The sequence below is a fragment of the Aeromonas sp. S41-2 genome (assembly GCF_027705845.1).
Classification (GTDB): Bacteria; Pseudomonadota; Gammaproteobacteria; order Enterobacterales; family Aeromonadaceae; genus Aeromonas; species Aeromonas hydrophila.
In genome coordinates this window covers 327,070-345,261 of record NZ_JAPDCG010000005.1, presented here as the reverse complement: position 1 = coordinate 345,261, position 18,192 = coordinate 327,070, and the positions used below count along the sequence as shown (strand labels likewise).

Below are 18,192 nucleotides of genomic sequence, written 5' to 3'. Positions count from 1 at the left end.
ATCTATCTGATAAGCCAGTCAAAGTTGCTGCACTGACACAATAACAAAAGGATGACAATCCCCCAGCTGGCGGCGTCGATTTTACCGATTTGCAGCCCTCTTCACATTTCCGACACGCTCACAATTTGTTCGATTGCCTTACTCATCCGACCTGGTGTCAAATCACTCCGCCTAATACAAGGAGTGGCATAATAATGAATAATATCAATAAATTAGTTCTGGCTATCGGATTCACTCTCACCACCTTCCCGAGCCTAGCGGCGGGTTTCCAATGCAAGGATCACGTCAAGCTCGGGGTGCCCAGCCAATCCAGTCAATTGCTGTGCCGAGATGGCTATGCCGCCGGTTACAACTACGACACCAAGGTCTCTGACTGGGTCTCTTATCGAATGACGGCCGCCAGCGCCCAGGGCCAGGTGCCGCGCAAGGATGCCTTTGCCGAGGACAAGGAGGTGCCGGTGCAGTTCCGCGCCACCCTGGCCGACTACAAGGGCTCCGGTTATGACCGCGGCCATCAGGCGCCGGCGGCGGACATGCGCTCCACCGCCACCACCATGAAGCAAAGCTTCCTGCTGACCAACATGACCCCGCAGCTGCCGGCGCTCAACCAGGGGGTCTGGCGCATCCTGGAGGAGAAGACCCGGCAGTGGGCCATTGCCTATCAGGATGTCTATGTGATCACCGGCCCCATCTTCACCAACTCCGACGCCTCCATCGGCAACGGCGTGACCGTGCCCCACGCCTATTACCGGGTGGTGATGGATGTGGCCAACAAGGAGGCGATCGCCTTCATCCTGCCGCAGCAGAACGTGTCGGCCAGCAAGCTGGCAGACTACATAGTGACGGTGGATGCGGTGGAGGAGCAGACCGGACTGGACTTCTTCGCCGAGCTGCCGGATGAGCAGGAAGAGGCCATGGAGTCTCAGCTGATGGCCATGTGGGGCAACTGAGCCTGGTCATGAGCACCATGAAAACAGGGGCCGCGGCCCCTGTTTTCATTTGCTCAGTTCATCCCCGACCTTCTTGACGGTATCCCGGGTGCCGTGGCCGATCTCCCGGGTCACGTCGCGGGTGGTGTGGCCAATCTCGCGGGTCACGTTGCGGGTGGTGTGCCCCACGGTTCTGCCCGCCTCCTTGATGTCGGCGCAGCCGCCGAGCAGGCTGCCCAGAACCAGGCCGATCGCCATCAGGGTCATGCAGTCACGCCTCATGCCGTGCTCCTTCTCGTTTCATCATCATCTCCATGCCGATGGCGGCATTATGGCCTCGTGTGCAATGGGCGGGCAACCAGCAGGGTGTGGCCGGGCCCCGGGATCTCGTGCTCGGCCTCCACGTGAAAGTGGGCCTCGCGCAGGCACTGGTACAGCTGTTTGGAGTGGTAGAAGCGGCTGTTGCCGTTGGCCAGACAGGTGAAGTAGAGGGAGGTGGCGTTGAGACTGAAACTGGCGGCTTCAAAGGATTGCCTGTCCCAGAACAGCTCCAGGATGCAGACCCGGGCGTCCGGTTTCATGGCCAGTCTGACCCGGTTCAGGATGGCGACGATCTGCGCGTGGCTGAAGCAGTCGAGAAACTGGCTCATCCACCAGATATCCGCGTCGCCGGGCAGGGGGCCCGCCTGCAGCAGATCCACCGGGTGGCCATGTACCCGCGCCGCCAGCCCCGCCTCCTCGATGTTGCTGCGGGCCAGCGCCAGCTGCTCGGGCAAGTCCAGGATGGTGACCTGCAGCGCCGGATCCCGCTTGGCGCAGGCGATCGCCCACTTGCCGGTGTTGCCGCCCAGATCGTAGAGGTGGCGCGGCTCATAGCCGAACACCTTGTCCTGGGCCTGCTGGAAGGCCCAGTCGGAGTAGAAGTGATCGAAGGCGAACCAGCTGCGGCGGGCCGGTTCGGGCAGCTCGCTCAGGTGCGGATAGAGGGTCTGCCAGGGGCCGAACTCCTGCAGACCGGCCGGGGTGCCGTCACGGATGGCGTCGAGCAGGTGGGCGAGGGGCTGATAACAGACGTGCTGGGTGAAGTCGAGATTGACCCGGCTCATGGCGTCGTGCAGCAGGTATTTGCCGACCCGGCCCAGCACATAGTGCTCCTCGCTCAGATAGCAGAGCCCGCCGCCGAGCCCCATGTCCAGCAGCACGCCGGCGCCGTATTCGCTGAGCTGACACGCCTGGGCGATGTCGGCCAGCGCGGCTCCCTGCGAGCCGCGGGTCTCGAGATAGGCCAGCACCCCGGTTTCACGCAGGCACCAGCTGGCCTGAAACAGCATGGGCCCAAAGGCGATTTTCTGGGCCTCGCTGATGGCTTCCAGCGCGTTGTAGGGATCCGCCTGATAGTGATTCACGGGGTGGCTCCTGCCGGATCAGCGGCTCTGGGTGCGGGCGAGTTCTGCCTGAATGGCCTGGTTCAGACCCAGTACCCAGCGGTTATAACTGCGGTGGATGCTGCCCTTGCCTTTGTCGTCCAGATTGACGCTGCTCACATAATTAATGGAATAATCGCGAGCGCTATAAGGAATATTGATCACCGCCTGATGCTGGCGCACATTGACCTGGCCTCGAATTAGTCCTGGCTGCTCCTGGCGCATTACCCAGCTCTTGCTGATGCCGGCCGTAATAATGGCATTGGCCACCTGTTCTTCGGTCAGATTGAAGGGCACCGGATTGGCTGCCATATTGCGAATTGGCTGGCTGGTGGAGCAGGCGGCAAGCAGGGCACAGGCCAGCAGCAGGGATATTTTATTAATGAGTTTCATAATATTTTCCTTGGGAAGGATATTCATCAATTTGGGCGTGGCAATGAGACAACACAAATAGTTTATTTTCAATCACCAAGGCGGTTGATAATCTGCGCTGGCTATTATTTTTGATGAATAATGGTATTATCCGCCGGTATTAAGCCGATGACGCCATTCAATGTCGTGGAGCAGGCACTGCCCGCCGGGTGAGTGCCTTTTATCGTCTTCGCGTCCACCCATCGATGTAAGGACAGGTTGCCCGAAACATGCTCTCTTTCTCGCTGCTGGATAGTCAGGCCCTGTCACCCGGTCTGGCCGATGAGGCTGCCTGGCAGGCGTGGGCGCAGCAGGGCCGCTGGCCGGTCGACCCGCCGTTTCCCGCCACCCCCTTGCTGCCGATGATGATGGCGCGCCGCCTGAGTCAGGGCGCCCGGCTGGCGGTGCAGGTGGGGCTGAGCCTGCTGGCCCGCCACCAGATAGACAGTGCCGTCTTCGTCAGCCGCCACGGCGAGCTGGCCCGCTCCATGACCCTGCTGCAGGCGCTGGCGGACGGGCAGGCGTTGTCGCCCACCGATTTCTCCATGTCGGTGCACAACACCGCCGCCGGACTCTGCTCCATTCAGGGCAAGGCCGCCATCCCCATGACCTCGCTGGCCGCGGGGGAGAACAGCCTGATGGCGGGCCTGACCGACGCGGTCTGCGCCCTGCAGGCCGGTGCCCGTCGGGTGTTGCTGGTGGCCTTCGAGGGGCCGGTGCCCGCGTTTCACCGCCCCTGGTTGGCGCAAGAGGCGCCACCTCACGCGCTGGGGCTGGTGCTGACGGCGGGCGAAGAGTGGCGCTGCGCGGGGGCGCGTGGCACCGCCGAGTCGGCTGCCCGCCCGCTGCCGCAGAGTCTGGCCTGCTGGCGTGCCCTGCTGCGAGGCGAGCCGACCCTGCTCCTCGCTGACGACCGTCAGGAGTGGACATGGCAGCGTTGCTGAACCGGGGCTGGCGGCTGATCGGCACGGCTCTGGGCTTCACCCTGTTCGGGGTGGGCGGCCTGCTGCTCTCCCTGTTCTGGTTTCCGCTGCTGGCGCTCTGTCTGCGCGGCGAGCGGCGCCGTACCCTGGCCCAGCTCACCATTCGCCACAGCTTTCGGCTGTTTCTCGGCGTGCTGCGCGGCTGGGGAGTACTCGATTACCGCGTGAGCGGCATGCCCGCTCACCTGCGCGGTGCCCTGGTGGTGGCCAATCACCCCAGCCTGCTCGATTACGTCATGCTGGCGGCCGAGATGCCGGTGTGCGACTGCATCGTCAAGCAGTCCCTCTGGCGCAACCCCTTCATTGGCGGCGTGGTGCGAGCGGCCGACTACCTGCCCAACGTGGCAGGCGAGGATCTGCTGGCCCTGTGCCAGGCGCGGATCCGGGCCGGCGGCCTGCTCTTGGTGTTCCCGGAGGGAACCCGCACCACCCCGGGCGAACCCATCAAGCTGCAGCGCGGCGCCGCCCAGCTGGCGGTGCGCAGCCAGGTGCCGTTGCAACTGGTGCGGATCCACTGCAGCACCCGATTTCTCACCAAGCAGGACAAATGGTTCAAGATCCCGGAAAATAAGCCGATTTTCACCATAGAATTCCTGCAGAAAGTGGCGGCGGACGAGGTGGTCGCCACCGGCCAGAGCAGTGCGCTGGCCGCCCGCCAGTTGACCCGGTTTCTCACCCAGGCCCTGCAACCGGGGCCCCAATGACAGCATGTGGAACAGTTATGCAAGACCTGCATCTAGAGATAAAACAACTCATCATCGACAGCCTCAACCTCGAGGGGCTCACCCCTGACGACATCGACAGTCAGGCGCCGCTGTTCGGTGACGGCCTGGGGCTGGACTCCATCGATGCGCTGGAGCTGGGCCTTGCCATCAAGGGCCGCTACGGCATCGTGCTCTCCGCCGAGGATGAAAACACCCGTCGTCATTTCGCCTCCGTCACGGCGCTGGTCGCCCTGGTGCAGGCCCAGTCGAAAGGGGAGGCCTGAGCCATGACCCGTGACGACATCTTTGCCCAGATCAAGGCTGCCCTCGTCGAGCTGTTCGAGGTCGACGAAGAGGCCATCACCCCCGAGGCCCGTCTTTATCAGGATCTCGAGCTCGACAGCATCGACGCCATCGATCTGGTGGTGCACCTGCAGAAGTTGACCGGCAAGAAGATCAAGCCGGAAGAGTTCAAGTCGGTGCGCAGCGTCAATGACGTGGTGGATGCGGTCGAGCGTCTGCTGGCCGACGCCTGATGCCGGTGCACGCCCTGCCATGATGCGCTGGCTCTCCTGGCTGGCCGGTGGTGCCCTGCTGCTCTACCCGCTGGCGGTCTACTGGGGGCTGACCCACGCCGGTCAGACCCCGCTGCTGCTCGGCCTGCTGCTCATCTTTTTGCTGCGACTCTTGCCCGGCCTGCTCAAGGGGCAGGTCCGGCTCGGCCCCTTGCCGGAGTGGCTCTGGCTGGGCCGCCTGCTGGCCTGCATTGGCTTGGGGCTGACCCTGTTGTCAGCCCTGTTCAGCGCCCAGCACTGGCTGCTCTACTATCCGCTGGCGGTGAGCCTGGCGCTGCTCTGTCTGTTCGGCTGGAGCCTGACCCGTCCCATGAGCCTGGTGGAGCGGCTGGCCCGCCTGCAGGATCCCACTTTGCCGCCGGCAGCCATCGGCTACACCCGGCGGGTGACCCAGGTCTGGTGCGGCTTCTTCATCATCAACGGCGCGCTGGCGGCCTTCACCATCTGGCACGGGGATCTGGCGCTCTGGAGCCTCTACAACGGCCTCATCAGCTACGCCCTGATGGGCGGCCTGATGGGCGCTGAGTATCTGGTGCGCCGCCGCCTGCTCAAGAGGCTGGCCCCATGACCCTGCTGAAAACTATCTGGCAGCGGGACGGCGAGCGGGTGGTGGCGTTCGGCCCGGATGGCGAGGTGACCCTGGCGGAGCTGCGCCGTGGCAGCCTGCAGCTGGCGCGGGCCATGGCCCGTCTGGCCGGCCCAGAGCGGCCAAGCATGCGCTGGGCGCTCTGTTTCGATGACAGCCTGCTGTTTGCCCAGGCGCTGCTCGCCTGCGCCCTCGGCGGGCACCGGGCCATCCTGCCGGGTCATCAGCGACTGGCCGGTCTGCAGGCGCTGCAGAGCCAGTTCGACGGCCTGCTCACCGACGGCGAGCTGCCGGGTTCGGCACTCACGGCGGCGCAGCTCAGGCTGCCGCAGCTGGTGGTGGATGACGAACCGGAGGCAGACGGTGCGGTCCTGCCGCCCGAGCGCCTCGATCTCACCCTGTTCAGCTCCGGCTCCACCGGCGAGCCCAAGGCGATCCCCAAGGCCTGGCCCCAGCTGGAGGCGGAATTGCGGGTGCAGATGGCTCTATGGGGCGAGCGGCTGGCGGACACCCGGGTGCTGGCCAGCGTCAGTCACCAGCACATCTACGGTCTGCTGTTTCGCATTCTGTTGCCGCTTGGCCTCGGCATCCCCTTTGATCGTCGCAGCATCGACTACCCGGAGCAGCTGGCGCTGCAAACGGCCCCCTGGTGCCTGATCGCCTCGCCAGCGTTTCTGAGCCGGCTCGACCCGGCCATTCCCGCCGCTGGCTGCCGGTTGATCGTCTCCTCCGGCGGTCCCCTGCAACCGGTCGATGCCCAGCAGGCCAGAGAGCTGTTCGGTCAGCTGCCGGTGGAGATCTTCGGCAGCAGCGAGACCGGCGGCATCGGCTGGCGCCAGCGCCACCAGGTACAGACCCCCTGGACGACGCTGCCCGGAGTCGAGGTGCGGGTCGGCCCGAAGCAGGGCCTGCTGCTGCGCTCCCCCTTTCTGCCGACGGGGGAGTGGCTCGTCTGCGCCGATCGCATCGCCTTGCACGAGGGCGGTTTCGAGCTGCTGGGCCGCCAGGATCGGGTGGTCAAGCTGGAGGAGAAGCGCATCTCCCTCGACGAGGTGGAGGCGCGCCTGCAGGGGCTGGCGGAGGTGGAGGCAGCCGCCGTGCTGCCGCTGCAGCAGGGTCAGCGCCAGATCCTCGGCGCCGTGCTGGTGCTGAGCGAATTGGGTGCCGCCCGCTGGGCTGAGCTCGGGCCCGGGCGTTTCCTGCTGGCCCTGCGCCAGCAACTGAGACCCTGGCTCGAGCCGGTCGCCCTGCCGCGCAGCGTGCGCCGGGTCGAACAGATGCCCGTCAACGCCCAGGGCAAGCGCCCCTGGCCACAACTCAAGGAGCTGTTCGATGAGCCTCTCGGTTGATTCTTTGCCAGCGAACACCTTGCCCACCGTGCTGGCCTGCGAGACGCTGGCCGACGGAGTGTGCCTGCAACTGCGGCTCGATCCCGATTTGCCCTGGTTTACAGGCCATTTCCCCGGTGCGCCCCTGCTGCCCGGGGTGACCCAGATCCACTGGGTGATGCACTATGCCGCCAGCCTGCTCAAGCTGGCGCAGCCGTTTCACGGGGTGGATCAGCTCAAGTTCCAGCGCCCCCTGCGCCCCGGGGCCGAGTGCAGCCTGAACCTGCAGTGGCAGGCAGACAAGGGCCAGCTCCTCTTTCATTATCTGCTCGGCGATGAGCCGGCGAGCAGCGGCCGGGTGCGACTGATCCCATGACCCCCTGCATTCTCATCCCCTGTTACAACCATGCCGGCCCGCTGGCCGCCGTGCTGGCACGGCTGGCCGAATACGGGCTGCCCTGCCTGCTGATCGACGATGGCAGCGAGCCCGTCGCCGCCGCCGAGCTGGCTGCGCTGGCTGCGCGTTACCCCTGGGTCACCCTGCTGCGCCACCCCCACAACCAGGGCAAGGGTGGCGCCGTGATGACGGGGCTGCGCCGCGCCCATGCACTGGGCTTCAGCCATGCCCTGCAGGTGGATGCCGACGGCCAGCACGATCTGGCGGACATTCCGGCCCTGCTGGCCGAGGCAGACCAGCACCCGGCGGCGCTTGTCTCCGGCCGCCCGCTCTACGATGATTCCGTGCCCAAGGGGCGCCTCTACGGCCGCTACATCACCCATGTCTGGGTCTGGATTGAGACGCTGTCGTTCGCCATCAAGGACAGCATGTGCGGCTTTCGGGTCTATCCGCTGGCGGCCACCTGCGCGCTGCTCGAACGGGTGGCGCTCGGCCGGCGGATGGATTTTGACACCGAGGTGATGGTGCGCCTCTACTGGGCCGGGGTGGCGGTGCGCTTCGTGCCGACCCGGGTCATCTATCCCGCCGATGGCAGCTCCCACTTCCAGCTCTGGCGCGACAACCGCGACATCTCCTGGATGCACACCCGGCTGGTGTGCCGCCTGCTGTGGGATCAGCTGCTGCGCCTCGGCCGCTGGCCCCGCCGCCTCGGCGCCAGGGCGGCGCAGCTGTGGCGCGAGCGGCGCACCCACTGGTCACGCACCCCGGAGCGGGGATCCCTGCTCGGCATGCAGATCATGCTGACCAGCTATCGCCTGCTGGGGCGGCGTGGCTTCTCCCTGCTGCTCTACCCGGTCATCGGCTACTTCTGGCTGACTGGTCGCGCCCAGCGCCAGGCATCCCAAGCCTATCTGACCCGCCTAGAGTCCTTCGCCAATGCGAGCGGTGTGGCGCTGCCCGCCGAGCCAAGATCGAGCTTTCGCCACTTCCTGCGCTTTGGCGAGGCGGCGCTCGACAAGCTGGCGGGCTGGCGCGGCGACATCACCGAGCAAGAGGTGGAACTGGTGGGAGCGGAGCATTACCAAGCGGCCATCAACAGCGGTCAGGGGGTTCTGCTGCTGGGCTCCCACCTCGGCGATCTGGAGCTGTGCCGCGCCCTGGGCAGCCGCAAGCAGGGGCTGCGCATCAATGCGCTGGTATTCACCCGCCACGCGGCCCGCTTCAACGCCCTGCTCAAACAGATCAACCCGGATTCGCACCTTAATCTCATCCAGGTGCAGGAGCTGGGGGCCGATACCGCTATCCTGCTCAAGGAGAAGCTGGAGCGGGGGGAGTGGGTGGTGATCGTCGGCGATCGCACCTCGGTGACCCGGGAGAAGCGGGTGATCTGGGCCGATTTTCTCGGCGCGCCGGCGCCCTTTCCGCTCGGGCCCTTCGTGCTCAGCAGCGTGCTGGACTGCCCGGTTTACCTGATGTTCGGCCTCAAGGAGCAGGGCCGCTTTCGGGTACATTTCGAGCCCTTTGCCGACGGCCAACCCCTGCCACGGCAGGGGCGCCAACAGATTCTTGCGTCCCGGGTGCAGGCCTATGCCGATCGCCTGCAGCATCACTGCCTGCAGGCCCCGCTGGACTGGTTCAACTTTTTTGATTTCTGGCAGCTGACCGATGAACAAGAGTGAGATGAGACGGGTCACCTTCGGCGCCGAGCCGCTGACCATAGAGGACGTGGTGGCGCTGGCCGAAGGGCGCGCCACCCCCGCACTGAATCCGGATCCCGCCTTCATGGCCCGCATCCAGCGGGGCGCTGACTTTCTCGATCGGCTGCTGGCCGAAGAGGGGGTGATCTACGGGGTGACCACAGGCTATGGCGATTCGGTGACCCGGCCGGTGCCAACCGAGCTGGTGCCCGAGCTGCCGCTGCACCTGACCCGCTTTCATGGCTGCGGGCTGGGGGCGGATCTCGAGCTCGATGCTGCCCGCGCCGTGCTGGCGACCCGGCTCTGCTCGCTGGCGCAAGGGGTCTCCGGGGTCAGCCCGGCCTTGCTCGAGCGGCTCTGCTGGCTGCTGGAGCAGGATCTGGTGCCGCGCATTCCGGAAGAGGGGTCGGTGGGCGCCAGCGGCGATCTGACGCCGCTCTCCTACGTCGCCGCCGTGCTGGTGGGGGAGCGCGAGCTTCATCATGATGGTGTGCTGCGCCCCGCCACCGAGGTCTATCGGGAGCTGGGGGTCACCCCCCTGACCCTGCGGCCGAAAGAGGGGCTGGCGCTGATGAACGGCACCTCGGTGATGACGGCGCTGGCCTGCCTCGCCTATGCCCGCACCGACTACCTGATGCGGCTGGCGACCCGGATCACCGCCCTGGTGAGCGTCGCCATGGGGGGCAACGCCTTCCACTTTGACGAGCGGCTGTTTGCCGCCAAGCCGCACCCCGGCATGCAGGGCATCGCGGCCTGGCTGAGGGAAGATCTGGTGGCCGGCGAGCTGCCGCGCCACAGCGATCGGCTGCAGGACAGATACTCGTTGCGCTGCGCCCCCCACGTCATCGGGGTGGTGGCCGACAGCCTGCCCTGGTGGCGCCAGCTCATCGAAAACGAGCTCAACAGCGCCAACGACAACCCGCTGATCGACGGGGAGGGGGAGCACGTGATGCACGGCGGCCACTTCTACGGTGGCCACATCGCCATGGTGATGGACAGCATGAAGGCGGCCGTCGCCAACCTGGCGGACCTGCTGGATCGCCAGCTGGCACAGCTGGTGGACAGCAAGTTCAACGGCGGCCTGCCGAGCAACCTCTCCGGCGCGCCAGAGGAGCGGCAGATGATCAACCACGGCTTCAAGGCGGTGCAGATCGGTGTCTCGGCCTGGACTGCGGAGGCGCTCAAGCAGACCATGCCCGCCAGCGTCTTCTCCCGCTCCACCGAGTGCCACAACCAGGACAAGGTGAGCATGGGTACCATAGCGGCGCGCGATGCGCTGCGGGTGCTGACCCTGACCGAACAGGTGGCGGCCGCCTGCCTGCTGGCGGCGGTGCAGGGTGTGGAGCTGCGCCTGGCCCGGCCCACCCCCTTCACCCGTCCGCTTGGCACGGCGCTGGCCGCCATGGTCGCGCAGGTGCGGGCCGAGTTTGCCCCGCTGCTGGAAGATCGGGGGCTCGAGCCCGAGCTGAGGGCGCTGATCGCCCGCATTCGTCAGCGTCACTATCCCCTCTATCAGGACTCTTCACTATGAGCCGTATTCAGACTACGCCTGAACCCTGGCAGGTCAGCGCCGAGATCGAGGTGACCATTCCGTTCCACGACGTGGACATGATGGCAGTGGCCTGGCACGGCCACTACTTTCGCTACATCGAGCTGGCCCGCTGCACCCTGCTCGATCTCATCGATTACAACTACCCGCAGATGGAGGCCTCCGGCTACCTCTGGCCCATCATCGACACCCGGATGAAGTACCTGGCGCCGCTGCGCTTCGGCCAGCGGGTGCGGGTGCGCGCCACCCTGACCGAGTACCAGAACCGCCTGAAGATCGACTACCTGCTGAGCGACGCCGCGAGCGGCACCCGCACCAGCAAGGGTTACAGCATCCAGGTGGCGGTGAGCAAGGCGAGCGGCGAGATGTGCCTGGCTTCGCCCCAGGTGCTGCTGGACAAGCTGGGGGTGAGCCAATGAGCCGGCTGACAAGGCCGCTGCTGGCCGGTCTGCTCCTGCTGCTGACATGGCCGCTGCAGGCGGCGCCCCTGAGCCGGGCCGAGGTGCAGCAGTTGCTCGCCCTGAACGAGGCCAAGCAGGCCCGTTTCGAGCAGGAGAAGCAGGTGGCGGGGTTGAGCCAGCCGCTCAAAGCGTCCGGCGAGCTGCTGCTGGTGCGCGATCAGGGGCTCTGGTGGCAGCAGCAGAAACCCTTTCCGCTGACCCTTGTCCTGACGCCGACGCGCATGGTGCAGCAGATGGCGGGCCAGCCCGCCACCGTCATCGACAACCCCCAGCTGCTGGAGTTCAGCCAGATGCTGCTGGCGCTGTTCGGCTCGGACGAGGCGACCCTGAGCCGCTACTTCAGCATCGATTTTCACAGCACGGAGGCGGGCTGGCAGCTGGTGCTGGTGCCGACCATGGCACCGCTCGACAAGGTGTTTGCCAGCCTCACCCTGAGCGGGCAGGGGCAGCTGGATCAGCTGCTCATCGCCGACAAGCAGGGTGACAGCACCCGCATCCGCTTCACCGCCTGGCGGGATCGCGCCCTGCCGCTGACCCCTGAGGAGCAGGCCCGCTTTGCTGCTCACTAGCACGATGACGCGCCAGCGCGGCGCCCCCGGGACGAGGAGAGCCCCTCTTGCTGCAAGCTGAAACCACCTGGCGCTGGCTCTCCTGGCTCTGGCTGCTGCTCAGCGCGTTGGTGTTGGCGCTGCTCGGCTGGCAACTCTCCCACAGCCGCATCAACACCAGCCTGATGGATCTGCTGCCCCACGAGGAGCGCTCCGCGCTGGATCCCGCTCTGCGTGAGGGCTTGCTGCGCCAGGTCGACAGGCAGCTTGTCTGGATGCTGAGCCTGCCGGCGGGGCAGGATGGGCTGGCCGCGGCGCAGGCGTGGGCAAAAGACCTGCAGTCCCTGCCCGAGCTCAGCGCGGTGCGCGCCGCCCAGCCGGAGCTGGCCTCCGCCTGGCAAGGCTTCATCTATGACTATGGCTGGCAGCGCCTCGACGAGGGCAGCCGGGCGCGGTTGGCCGCAGGGCCAGAGGTCTGGAGCCAGTGGGTGCTCGGCCAGATCTACAGCCCCTTTGGCGGCGTCTCCCGCACCGAGTGGCAGGCCGATCCCCTGCTGCTGACCCGGGCCGCGGTGCAGGGGCAGATGGCCAGCCCCCTGCGCCTCGACCACGGCTGGCTGAGCAGCCGGGACGAGGGCGGGCGGCAGTGGTACCTGCTGCGCGCCGAGCTGGACTTGTCGGCCTTCGACCTTGCCCGCAACAGCGAGCTGCTGAGCCGGCTCAACGAGGCGGAGCAACACCTCAAGGCCGAGTTTCCGGGCGTGGAGCTGCTGCGCCGTGGCACCCTCTTCTACAGCCAGCATGCCAGCGAGCTGGCCCAGCAGGACATCTCCACCATAGGGCTCGGCTCCACGGTCGGGGTCTTGCTGCTGATGTGGCTGGCGTTTCGCTCGTTGCGGGCGCTCTGGATCTCCCTGCTGCCCATCGCTGTCGGCCTCGCCTGGGGGGTATTGGCGGTGCTGCTGTGGTTTGGCGAGGTGCACATGTTCACCCTGGTGATCAGCTCCAGCCTGGTCGGCATCATAGATTACGGGATCCACTTCCTGACCGAGCGGCGCCTGCATGGCCGGCAGGAGAGTCCGCACCAGACCCGTGCCCGCCTGCTGCCCAGCCTGTCGATGGCGCTGTTCGCCACCCTGGTCGGCTATGGCCTGCTCTGGCTCGCCCCCTTCCCCGGCCTGCAGCAGATGGCCCTGTGCGCCCTGGTGGGGCTGACTGCGTCATTCATTACCGTGCTCTGCCTGTACCCGCTCTGGCTCGGGGAGTTGCCCCAGCGGGAGGCGCGCGTGCTGGTGCCGATGGCGCTCTGGCTCACATGGTGGCGCGAGTGGCGTCTCTTGCGCTGGGGCGTGCCCCTGCTCTGGCTGACCCTGATCGGCACGGGCTTGAGCCGGCTGGCCGTCGATGACGACATCGCCCGCCTGCAACCGCTGCCCGTCGAGCTGCAGGCGCAGGAGCGGCAGATCCAGCGCCTCACCGGCCAGCAGGGGGGCATGACCGGCTTCCTGGTGACGGCGGCCGACGGTGAAACGGCGTTGCAACGGCTCGAGGCCATGAGCCGCAAACTGGCCGAGGCCAAGGCAGAGGGGCAGCTGACGGGCTTCGTGTCACTGGCCCAGTGGCTGCCCTCGCTGGCGCAGCAGCAGGCGGATCACGCCGCCCTCACGGGCCTGTTGCCGGAGGTGGTGACGCGGCTCAACCAGGCCGGGGTGCCGGTCCAGGCCGAGCCTCGTCCCTTGCACCCTCTGACCCCGCAGCAGTGGCTGGCCAGCCCGGTCAGCGAGGGCAGCCGGCTGCTGTGGCATACCATGGCCGATGGCCGGGTGGCGCTCTGGCTGCCGGTCAACGGCGTGACCGATGCGGCCGCCGTGGCGGCCCTGGCCGAGGGGCAGGAGGGGGTGTTCTGGCAGGATCCGCGCAATCAGTGGAGCCAGCTGTTCGCCCACTACCGGGTCAAGCTGACCGAACTGCTGCTGGTGGCGATCGCCCTGGTGGGGGGGCTGCTGTGGGCCCGCTTCGGCTGGCGCAAGGGGGGGCGGATCCTGCTGATCAGCGGGTTCTCGCTGGGGTCCGGGCTGGCCCTGCTGGCCGCCTGCGGCCAGCCGCTCACCCTGTTCGGGGTGCTGGCCATGAGCCTCATCTTCGGCATCGGCATCGACTACAGCCTCTTCTTCGCCTATAGCGGCGGGGATCCTTTGCGCCAGCGTTCGACCATGTTCGCCATCCTGCTGGCCAACCTGACCACCCAGCTCTCGTTCGGTTTGTTGGCGCTGAGCCACACCTCTGCCATCGCGGGCTTTGGTCTGGTGCTGAGCGGCGGTATCTTTACCGCCTTCCTGCTGTCGCCTCTGGTGCTGGATAAACAGGGATTGAACAAACCGGCATGTACCCCGCCGGTGCGGGGCCACCGGGAGCAGGAGCAACCATGAGACCACTGTTCGCCTTTATCATCCTCTTGCTGGCAGGCTGCAGCAGCCAGCCGACCCCCACCGCCTATCTCGACAAGGGGACCATCATGACGCTGCCGGCCCCCGTGCTGGCCGCCCCTTTCTATCGCCAGCAACTGCTGACCGCCAGCGTGGGGGAGAGCACTCACCAGCTGATGACGGTGCTGGAGGCTGACGGCCGCCAGCTGACCCTGGTGGGGCTGACCCCGAGCGGGGTGCGGCTGTTCCTGGTGCGCTATGACCAGCAGGGGATTTCAACTCGGCAGCTCAGCCCGCTGCTCACCACCGGCATGCCGCCGGTGAGCCAGGTGCTGGCGGACGTGATGCTCTGCTACTGGCCGCTCGCCAGCTGGCAGTCGCAGCTGCCACCGGGCTGGACGCTGCGCGACGAAGGGCCGCTGCGCCGACTGCGCGCCCCCGACGGCACTTTGGTGACCGAAATCCGCTACCGCGACGTCGACGGCGTGCGCGAGCCAGTCGGCCTGCAGCAGCACGTATTCCACTATCGCCTGCAACTGGAGACCCTGAGCCAATGAGCTGTTATATCGCCGCCTACGGCCTCGTCTCGGCATTGGGGATGGGGCGCGATGCCAGCGCCGAGGCGCTGCTGGCCTGGCAGCAGTCGGGCGTGAGCCCGCTGGATCGCCACCGGGCGCCGCTGCTGGATGGCCGCCAGACCCCGGTGGGGCGAGTGGAGGGCGAGTTGCCGGCCATACCGACGGCGCTGGCTCCTTATGCTTCGCGCAACAACCAGCTGCTGCTGGCGGCGCTGGCCCAGGTGCGGCCTGCTCTCGACGAGGCGTTGGCGGCCCATGGCCCCGCGCGGGTGGGGCTGGTGCTTGGCACCAGCACCGCCGGGATCGGCGAGGCCGAGCTGGCGGTGGCGGCTGCCCGGCGCGGGGAGGCCGTGCCGCCCGCCTTTGACTATCGCCAGCAGGAGCTGGGCTCGCCGTCCGAATTTCTGGCTCGCCACCTCGGCCTGACCGGGCCGGCCTGGACTATCTCCACCGCCTGCTCCTCCAGCGCGCGCGCCTTCATCAGTGGCCAGCGATTGCTGGCGGCCGGGCTGGTGGACGCCGTGCTGGTGGGCGGCGCCGACAGTTTGTGCGGGCTCACTCTCAACGGCTTTGACAGCCTGGAGTCCCTCAGCTGTGCGCGCTGCCAGCCGTTTGATGAGGCGCGCCAGGGGATCAACATCGGCGAGGGGGCGGCGCTGTTTCTGCTGAGCCGCACGCCTGCGCCGCTGGCGCTGCTGGGGGCGGGGGAATCGTCCGATGCCTGGCATATCTCGGCGCCCCATCCAGACGGTATCGGCGCCGAGGCGGCGATGCAGATGGCGCTGGCCCAGGCGGGCCTGACGCCGGCGCAGGTGGGTTACGTCAACCTGCACGGCACCGCCACCCGCCTCAACGACGCCATGGAGAGCCAGGCGGTGCATCGGCTGTTTGGTGCCGAGGTGCCCTGCAGCTCCACCAAGCCGCTCACCGGTCATGCCCTGGGGGCGGCGGGGGCCATCGAGGCGGCGCTCGCCTGCCTGTTGCTGGAGCGCGCCCTGCCGCTGCCACCCCAGCGGGTGATGACGCCGGGTCCGGCGCTGGCGCCCATCCGGCTGGTGAGCGGCGAGGTGCCGCTTGCGGCGCCCCGGGTGCTCTCCAACTCCTTTGCCTTCGGTGGCAACAATGTCAGCCTGCTGTTTGGGAGCGTTCACCATGAATGAGCCAAGTTCACTGCCCGCCATCGAGACCCTGTTGCCCCATCAGGCCCCCATGCTGCTGCTGGATCGGCTCTGCGCGGCGGATGCCCAGCAGGCGCGCTGCGAGACCCGCATCGGTGCTCGCCATGCCTTGCTGCTGGATGGCGAGGGCAACCTGCCCGGCTGGGTCGGCATCGAGCTGATGGCCCAGACCATCGCCGCCTGGGCCGGCATGCAGGGGCGGCTGCGCGGTGAGCCGGTGCGCATCGGCATGCTGCTCGGCAGTCGCAAGTATCGCTGCCTGCGCCCCGCCTTTGCGGCCGGTAGCCTGCTCACCATCGAGGCGTGCTGCCTGTTGCAAGACGGTGGCATGGCCAGTTTTGATTGCCGGATCCTGCTGGCGGGGGAGGAGTGCGCCCAGGCGCGTCTCTCCACCTACCAGCCGAGCCCCGGCGAATTGTCCGATTTGTTAGCCTGAGGAAGCTTCATGATCTCTAGCGTATTGGTCACGGGCGCCAGCAAGGGGATAGGCCGCGCCATCGCCCTCAAGCTGGCGGCCGACGGTTTTTCCATCGTGGTGCACTACCACAGCGATCGGGCCGGGGCCGAAGCCACTCTGGCCAGCCTGCAGGCGGCCGGTGGGCAGGGGCGCCTGCTCCAGTTCGACATCGCCGATCGGCAGGGCTGCCGCGCGCAACTGGAGGCCGACATGGCCGAGCACGGCGCCTATTACGGCGTGGTCTGCAACGCCGGCATCATCCGTGACGGTGCCTTCCCCGCCCTCACCGACGAGGAGTGGGACGGGGTGCTGCACACCAACCTGGATGGCTTCTACAACCTGCTCAAGCCCTGCATCATGCCGATGATCGGCCTGCGCCGGGGCGGGCGCATCGTGACCATCTCCTCGGTGTCCGGGCTGATGGGCAACCGGGGCCAGGTCAACTACAGCGCCGCCAAGGCGGGCATCATGGGCGCCACCAAGGCGCTGGCCCTCGAGCTTGCCAAGCGCAAGATCACGGTCAACTGTGTGGCCCCCGGCCTCATCGACACCGGCATGGTGGACGAAGAGGTGAAGGCGGAGGCGCTGAAGCTGATCCCGCTCAAGCGGATGGGGCAGGCCGATGAGGTGGCCGGGTTGGTCTCCTACCTGATGTCCGACATCGCCGGCTATGTCACGCGTCAGGTCATCTCCATCAACGGAGGCATGGTATGAAGCAGGTCGTGGTGACCGGCATGGCCGGGGTGACGGCCTTCGGGCAGGATTGGCCGAGCGTGCGGGCTCGCCTGCAGGCGGGGCGCAACGCCGTGGTGAACATGCCGGAGTGGGCCATCTACGACGGCCTCAACACCCGGCTGGCGGCCCCCATCCCGGACTTCACGCTGCCGGCCCACTATCCGCGCAAGAAGACCCGCGCCATGGGGCGGGTGTCCCAGCTGGCGACCGTCGCTACCGAGCTGGCGCTGGCGCAGGCGGGGCTGCTGGACAACCCGGCGCTCACCGACGGGCGCACCGGCATCGCCTACGGCTCCTCTACCGGCAGCACGGACCCCATCCGCGCCTTCGGGGTCATGCTCAACGACAAGAGCACCGCCAGCATCACGGCCACCACCTATGTGCAGATGATGCCGCACACGGCGGCGGTCAACACCGGGCTGTTCTTCGGCCTGCGCGGGCGGGTCATTCCCACCTCCAGCGCTTGCACCTCCGGCAGCCAGGGCATCGGCTACGCCTATGAGGCGATCAAGCACGGCTACCAGACCCTGATGGTGGCCGGCGGGGCGGAGGAGCTCTGCCCGTCGGAGGCCGTGGTGTTCGACACCCTGTTTGCCACCAGTCAGATGAACGACAACCCCGAGCTGGCGCCGCGTCCGTTTGACCGGCAGCGGGACGGACTGGTGATAGGCGAGGGGGCCGGCACCCTGGTGCTGGAGGAGCTGGAGCATGCGCAGTCGCGCGGCGCCACCATCCTCGCCGAGCTGGTGGGCTTTGCCACCAACTGCGATGCCGCCCACGTGACTCAGCCCCAGCAGGAGACCATGCAGCTGTGCATGGAGATGGCGCTGGCCCAGGCCGGGCTCAAGGCCGCCGACATCGGCTACATCAGCGCCCACGGCACCGCCACCGAGCGTGGCGACATCGCCGAGAGCCACGCCACCGCCGCCATCTTCGGCGACCGTACCCCCATCTCGTCGCTCAAGAGCTACTTTGGCCACACCCTGGGGGCCTGCGGCGCCATCGAGGCCTGGCTGGCGCTGGAGATGATGCAGGAGGGGTGGTTTGCCCCCACCATCAACCTGACCGAACCGGACCCGGCCTGCGCCCCGCTCGATCACGTGGTGGGCAGCGGCCGCACGCTGGCGGTGGAGTACCTGATGTCCAACAACTTCGCCTTCGGCGGCATCAACACCTCCCTCATCTTCAAACGCTGGTCCTGAGTGTCGGTGCCCTGCCAGGCAGGG

21 protein-coding genes are annotated in these 18,192 nt (G+C 67.1%); 18 read left to right on the top strand and 3 right to left on the bottom strand.

Going from position 1 to position 18,192, the window contains the following annotated elements:
- Positions 1-194 precede the first annotated feature (194 nt).
- Entirely contained in the window at positions 195-950 is a 756-nt protein-coding gene (locus tag OKC44_RS14420; protein ID WP_270813606.1) for a DNA/RNA non-specific endonuclease, read from the top strand.
- 45 nt (positions 951-995) lie between these two features.
- Here OKC44_RS14420 and OKC44_RS14415 read toward each other — a convergent pair whose 3' ends face one another.
- Genes OKC44_RS14415 through OKC44_RS14405 form a run of 3 tightly spaced genes read right to left on the bottom strand, consistent with a single transcriptional unit; the run spans position 996 to position 2,818 of the window.
- Entirely contained in the window at positions 996-1,211 is a 216-nt protein-coding gene (locus tag OKC44_RS14415) for a hypothetical protein (protein WP_042065899.1), read from the bottom strand.
- Between the two features lie 47 nt (positions 1,212-1,258).
- Positions 1,259-2,335 (bottom strand): methyltransferase, encoded by a 1,077-nt coding sequence (locus OKC44_RS14410; RefSeq protein ID WP_270813603.1) that lies wholly within the window; start codon positions 2,333-2,335, stop codon positions 1,259-1,261.
- 18 nt (positions 2,336-2,353) lie between these two features.
- The gene (locus tag OKC44_RS14405; protein WP_011707164.1) at positions 2,354-2,818 is read right to left on the bottom strand and encodes a hypothetical protein; all 465 of its coding nucleotides are present in this window, start codon (positions 2,816-2,818) and stop codon (positions 2,354-2,356) included.
- 176 nt (positions 2,819-2,994) lie between these two features.
- Between OKC44_RS14405 and OKC44_RS14400 the strand changes: the two genes are divergently transcribed.
- From OKC44_RS14400 to OKC44_RS14320, 17 genes are read left to right on the top strand one after another with little or no spacing between them, the layout of a single operon-like run.
- Positions 2,995-3,708 (top strand): beta-ketoacyl synthase chain length factor, encoded by a 714-nt coding sequence (locus tag OKC44_RS14400; protein WP_270813600.1) that lies wholly within the window; start codon positions 2,995-2,997, stop codon positions 3,706-3,708.
- Positions 3,693-4,451, top strand: a complete 759-nt coding sequence (locus OKC44_RS14395; protein WP_270813598.1) for a lysophospholipid acyltransferase family protein — start codon at positions 3,693-3,695, stop codon at positions 4,449-4,451. The genes OKC44_RS14400 and OKC44_RS14395 overlap by 16 nt, the downstream gene beginning before the upstream one ends.
- A gap of 17 nt (positions 4,452-4,468) precedes the next feature.
- Complete coding sequence (locus OKC44_RS14390) at positions 4,469-4,735, top strand: phosphopantetheine-binding protein (protein ID WP_029299230.1); 267 nt, start codon at positions 4,469-4,471, stop codon at positions 4,733-4,735.
- A 3-nt stretch (positions 4,736-4,738) separates the two neighbouring features.
- A complete protein-coding gene (locus OKC44_RS14385) occupies positions 4,739-4,987 on the top strand; it encodes an acyl carrier protein (protein ID WP_011707160.1) in 249 nt (82 codons plus the stop codon).
- On the top strand, positions 4,956-5,594 hold the full coding sequence (locus OKC44_RS14380; RefSeq protein WP_270813597.1) for a hypothetical protein: 639 nt from the start codon (positions 4,956-4,958) through the stop codon (positions 5,592-5,594). Before OKC44_RS14385 ends, OKC44_RS14380 begins: the two co-directional genes overlap by 32 nt.
- Positions 5,591-6,961 (top strand): AMP-binding protein, encoded by a 1,371-nt coding sequence (locus OKC44_RS14375; RefSeq protein WP_270813595.1) that lies wholly within the window; start codon positions 5,591-5,593, stop codon positions 6,959-6,961. Before OKC44_RS14380 ends, OKC44_RS14375 begins: the two co-directional genes overlap by 4 nt.
- Complete coding sequence (locus tag OKC44_RS14370) at positions 6,945-7,316, top strand: ApeI family dehydratase (protein WP_270813593.1); 372 nt, start codon at positions 6,945-6,947, stop codon at positions 7,314-7,316. The genes OKC44_RS14375 and OKC44_RS14370 overlap by 17 nt, the downstream gene beginning before the upstream one ends.
- On the top strand, positions 7,313-9,016 hold the full coding sequence (locus OKC44_RS14365) for a glycosyltransferase family 2 protein (protein ID WP_270813591.1): 1,704 nt from the start codon (positions 7,313-7,315) through the stop codon (positions 9,014-9,016). The genes OKC44_RS14370 and OKC44_RS14365 overlap by 4 nt, the downstream gene beginning before the upstream one ends.
- Positions 9,003-10,565 carry an HAL/PAL/TAL family ammonia-lyase gene (locus tag OKC44_RS14360; protein WP_270813589.1) on the top strand — a complete coding sequence of 521 codons (1,563 nt, stop codon included), beginning with the start codon at positions 9,003-9,005 and terminating at the stop codon, positions 10,563-10,565. Before OKC44_RS14365 ends, OKC44_RS14360 begins: the two co-directional genes overlap by 14 nt.
- A complete protein-coding gene (locus tag OKC44_RS14355; RefSeq protein WP_270813586.1) occupies positions 10,562-11,002 on the top strand; it encodes an acyl-CoA thioesterase in 441 nt (146 codons plus the stop codon). Before OKC44_RS14360 ends, OKC44_RS14355 begins: the two co-directional genes overlap by 4 nt.
- Complete coding sequence (locus OKC44_RS14350; protein ID WP_270813583.1) at positions 10,999-11,613, top strand: outer membrane lipoprotein carrier protein LolA; 615 nt, start codon at positions 10,999-11,001, stop codon at positions 11,611-11,613. Before OKC44_RS14355 ends, OKC44_RS14350 begins: the two co-directional genes overlap by 4 nt.
- Before the next feature lie 47 nt (positions 11,614-11,660).
- On the top strand, positions 11,661-14,021 hold the full coding sequence (locus tag OKC44_RS14345) for an MMPL family transporter (RefSeq protein WP_270813580.1): 2,361 nt from the start codon (positions 11,661-11,663) through the stop codon (positions 14,019-14,021).
- Positions 14,018-14,575 carry a DUF3261 domain-containing protein gene (locus OKC44_RS14340; RefSeq protein WP_270813578.1) on the top strand — a complete coding sequence of 186 codons (558 nt, stop codon included), beginning with the start codon at positions 14,018-14,020 and terminating at the stop codon, positions 14,573-14,575. The genes OKC44_RS14345 and OKC44_RS14340 overlap by 4 nt, the downstream gene beginning before the upstream one ends.
- Positions 14,572-15,756, top strand: coding sequence for a beta-ketoacyl-[acyl-carrier-protein] synthase family protein (locus OKC44_RS14335; RefSeq protein WP_270813576.1), 1,185 nt, complete (start codon positions 14,572-14,574; stop codon positions 15,754-15,756). Before OKC44_RS14340 ends, OKC44_RS14335 begins: the two co-directional genes overlap by 4 nt.
- Entirely contained in the window at positions 15,749-16,210 is a 462-nt protein-coding gene (locus OKC44_RS14330; protein ID WP_029304317.1) for an ApeP family dehydratase, read from the top strand. The genes OKC44_RS14335 and OKC44_RS14330 overlap by 8 nt, the downstream gene beginning before the upstream one ends.
- 9 nt (positions 16,211-16,219) lie before the next feature.
- Entirely contained in the window at positions 16,220-16,945 is a 726-nt protein-coding gene (locus OKC44_RS14325; protein WP_043167653.1) for a 3-ketoacyl-ACP reductase FabG2, read from the top strand.
- Positions 16,942-18,168 (top strand): beta-ketoacyl-ACP synthase, encoded by a 1,227-nt coding sequence (locus OKC44_RS14320; protein WP_270813574.1) that lies wholly within the window; start codon positions 16,942-16,944, stop codon positions 18,166-18,168. Before OKC44_RS14325 ends, OKC44_RS14320 begins: the two co-directional genes overlap by 4 nt.
- Positions 18,169-18,192: the final 24 nt, after the last annotated feature.

Bases quoted from the DNA above. Each gene is read 5' to 3' on its own strand.
- OKC44_RS14370 (WP_270813593.1), top strand. From the start codon at position 6,945: ATGAGCCTCTCGGTTGATTCTTTGCCAGCGAACACCTTGCCCACCGTG.
- OKC44_RS14390 (WP_029299230.1), top strand. From the start codon at position 4,469: ATGCAAGACCTGCATCTAGAGATAAAACAACTCATCATCGACAGCCTC.
- OKC44_RS14365 (WP_270813591.1), top strand. From the start codon at position 7,313: ATGACCCCCTGCATTCTCATCCCCTGTTACAACCATGCCGGCCCGCTG.
- OKC44_RS14360 (WP_270813589.1), top strand. From the start codon at position 9,003: ATGAACAAGAGTGAGATGAGACGGGTCACCTTCGGCGCCGAGCCGCTG.
- OKC44_RS14350 (WP_270813583.1), top strand. From the start codon at position 10,999: ATGAGCCGGCTGACAAGGCCGCTGCTGGCCGGTCTGCTCCTGCTGCTG.
- OKC44_RS14325 (WP_043167653.1), top strand. From the start codon at position 16,220: ATGATCTCTAGCGTATTGGTCACGGGCGCCAGCAAGGGGATAGGCCGC.
- OKC44_RS14415 (WP_042065899.1), bottom strand. From the start codon at position 1,211: ATGAGGCGTGACTGCATGACCCTGATGGCGATCGGCCTGGTTCTGGGC.
- OKC44_RS14340 (WP_270813578.1), top strand. From the start codon at position 14,018: ATGAGACCACTGTTCGCCTTTATCATCCTCTTGCTGGCAGGCTGCAGC.
- OKC44_RS14320 (WP_270813574.1), top strand. From the start codon at position 16,942: ATGAAGCAGGTCGTGGTGACCGGCATGGCCGGGGTGACGGCCTTCGGG.
- OKC44_RS14355 (WP_270813586.1), top strand. From the start codon at position 10,562: ATGAGCCGTATTCAGACTACGCCTGAACCCTGGCAGGTCAGCGCCGAG.
- OKC44_RS14335 (WP_270813576.1), top strand. From the start codon at position 14,572: ATGAGCTGTTATATCGCCGCCTACGGCCTCGTCTCGGCATTGGGGATG.
- OKC44_RS14395 (WP_270813598.1), top strand. From the start codon at position 3,693: ATGGCAGCGTTGCTGAACCGGGGCTGGCGGCTGATCGGCACGGCTCTG.
- OKC44_RS14330 (WP_029304317.1), top strand. From the start codon at position 15,749: ATGAATGAGCCAAGTTCACTGCCCGCCATCGAGACCCTGTTGCCCCAT.
- OKC44_RS14375 (WP_270813595.1), top strand. From the start codon at position 5,591: ATGACCCTGCTGAAAACTATCTGGCAGCGGGACGGCGAGCGGGTGGTG.
- OKC44_RS14400 (WP_270813600.1), top strand. From the start codon at position 2,995: ATGCTCTCTTTCTCGCTGCTGGATAGTCAGGCCCTGTCACCCGGTCTG.
- OKC44_RS14385 (WP_011707160.1), top strand. From the start codon at position 4,739: ATGACCCGTGACGACATCTTTGCCCAGATCAAGGCTGCCCTCGTCGAG.
- OKC44_RS14420 (WP_270813606.1), top strand. From the start codon at position 195: ATGAATAATATCAATAAATTAGTTCTGGCTATCGGATTCACTCTCACC.
- OKC44_RS14380 (WP_270813597.1), top strand. From the start codon at position 4,956: ATGCGGTCGAGCGTCTGCTGGCCGACGCCTGATGCCGGTGCACGCCCT.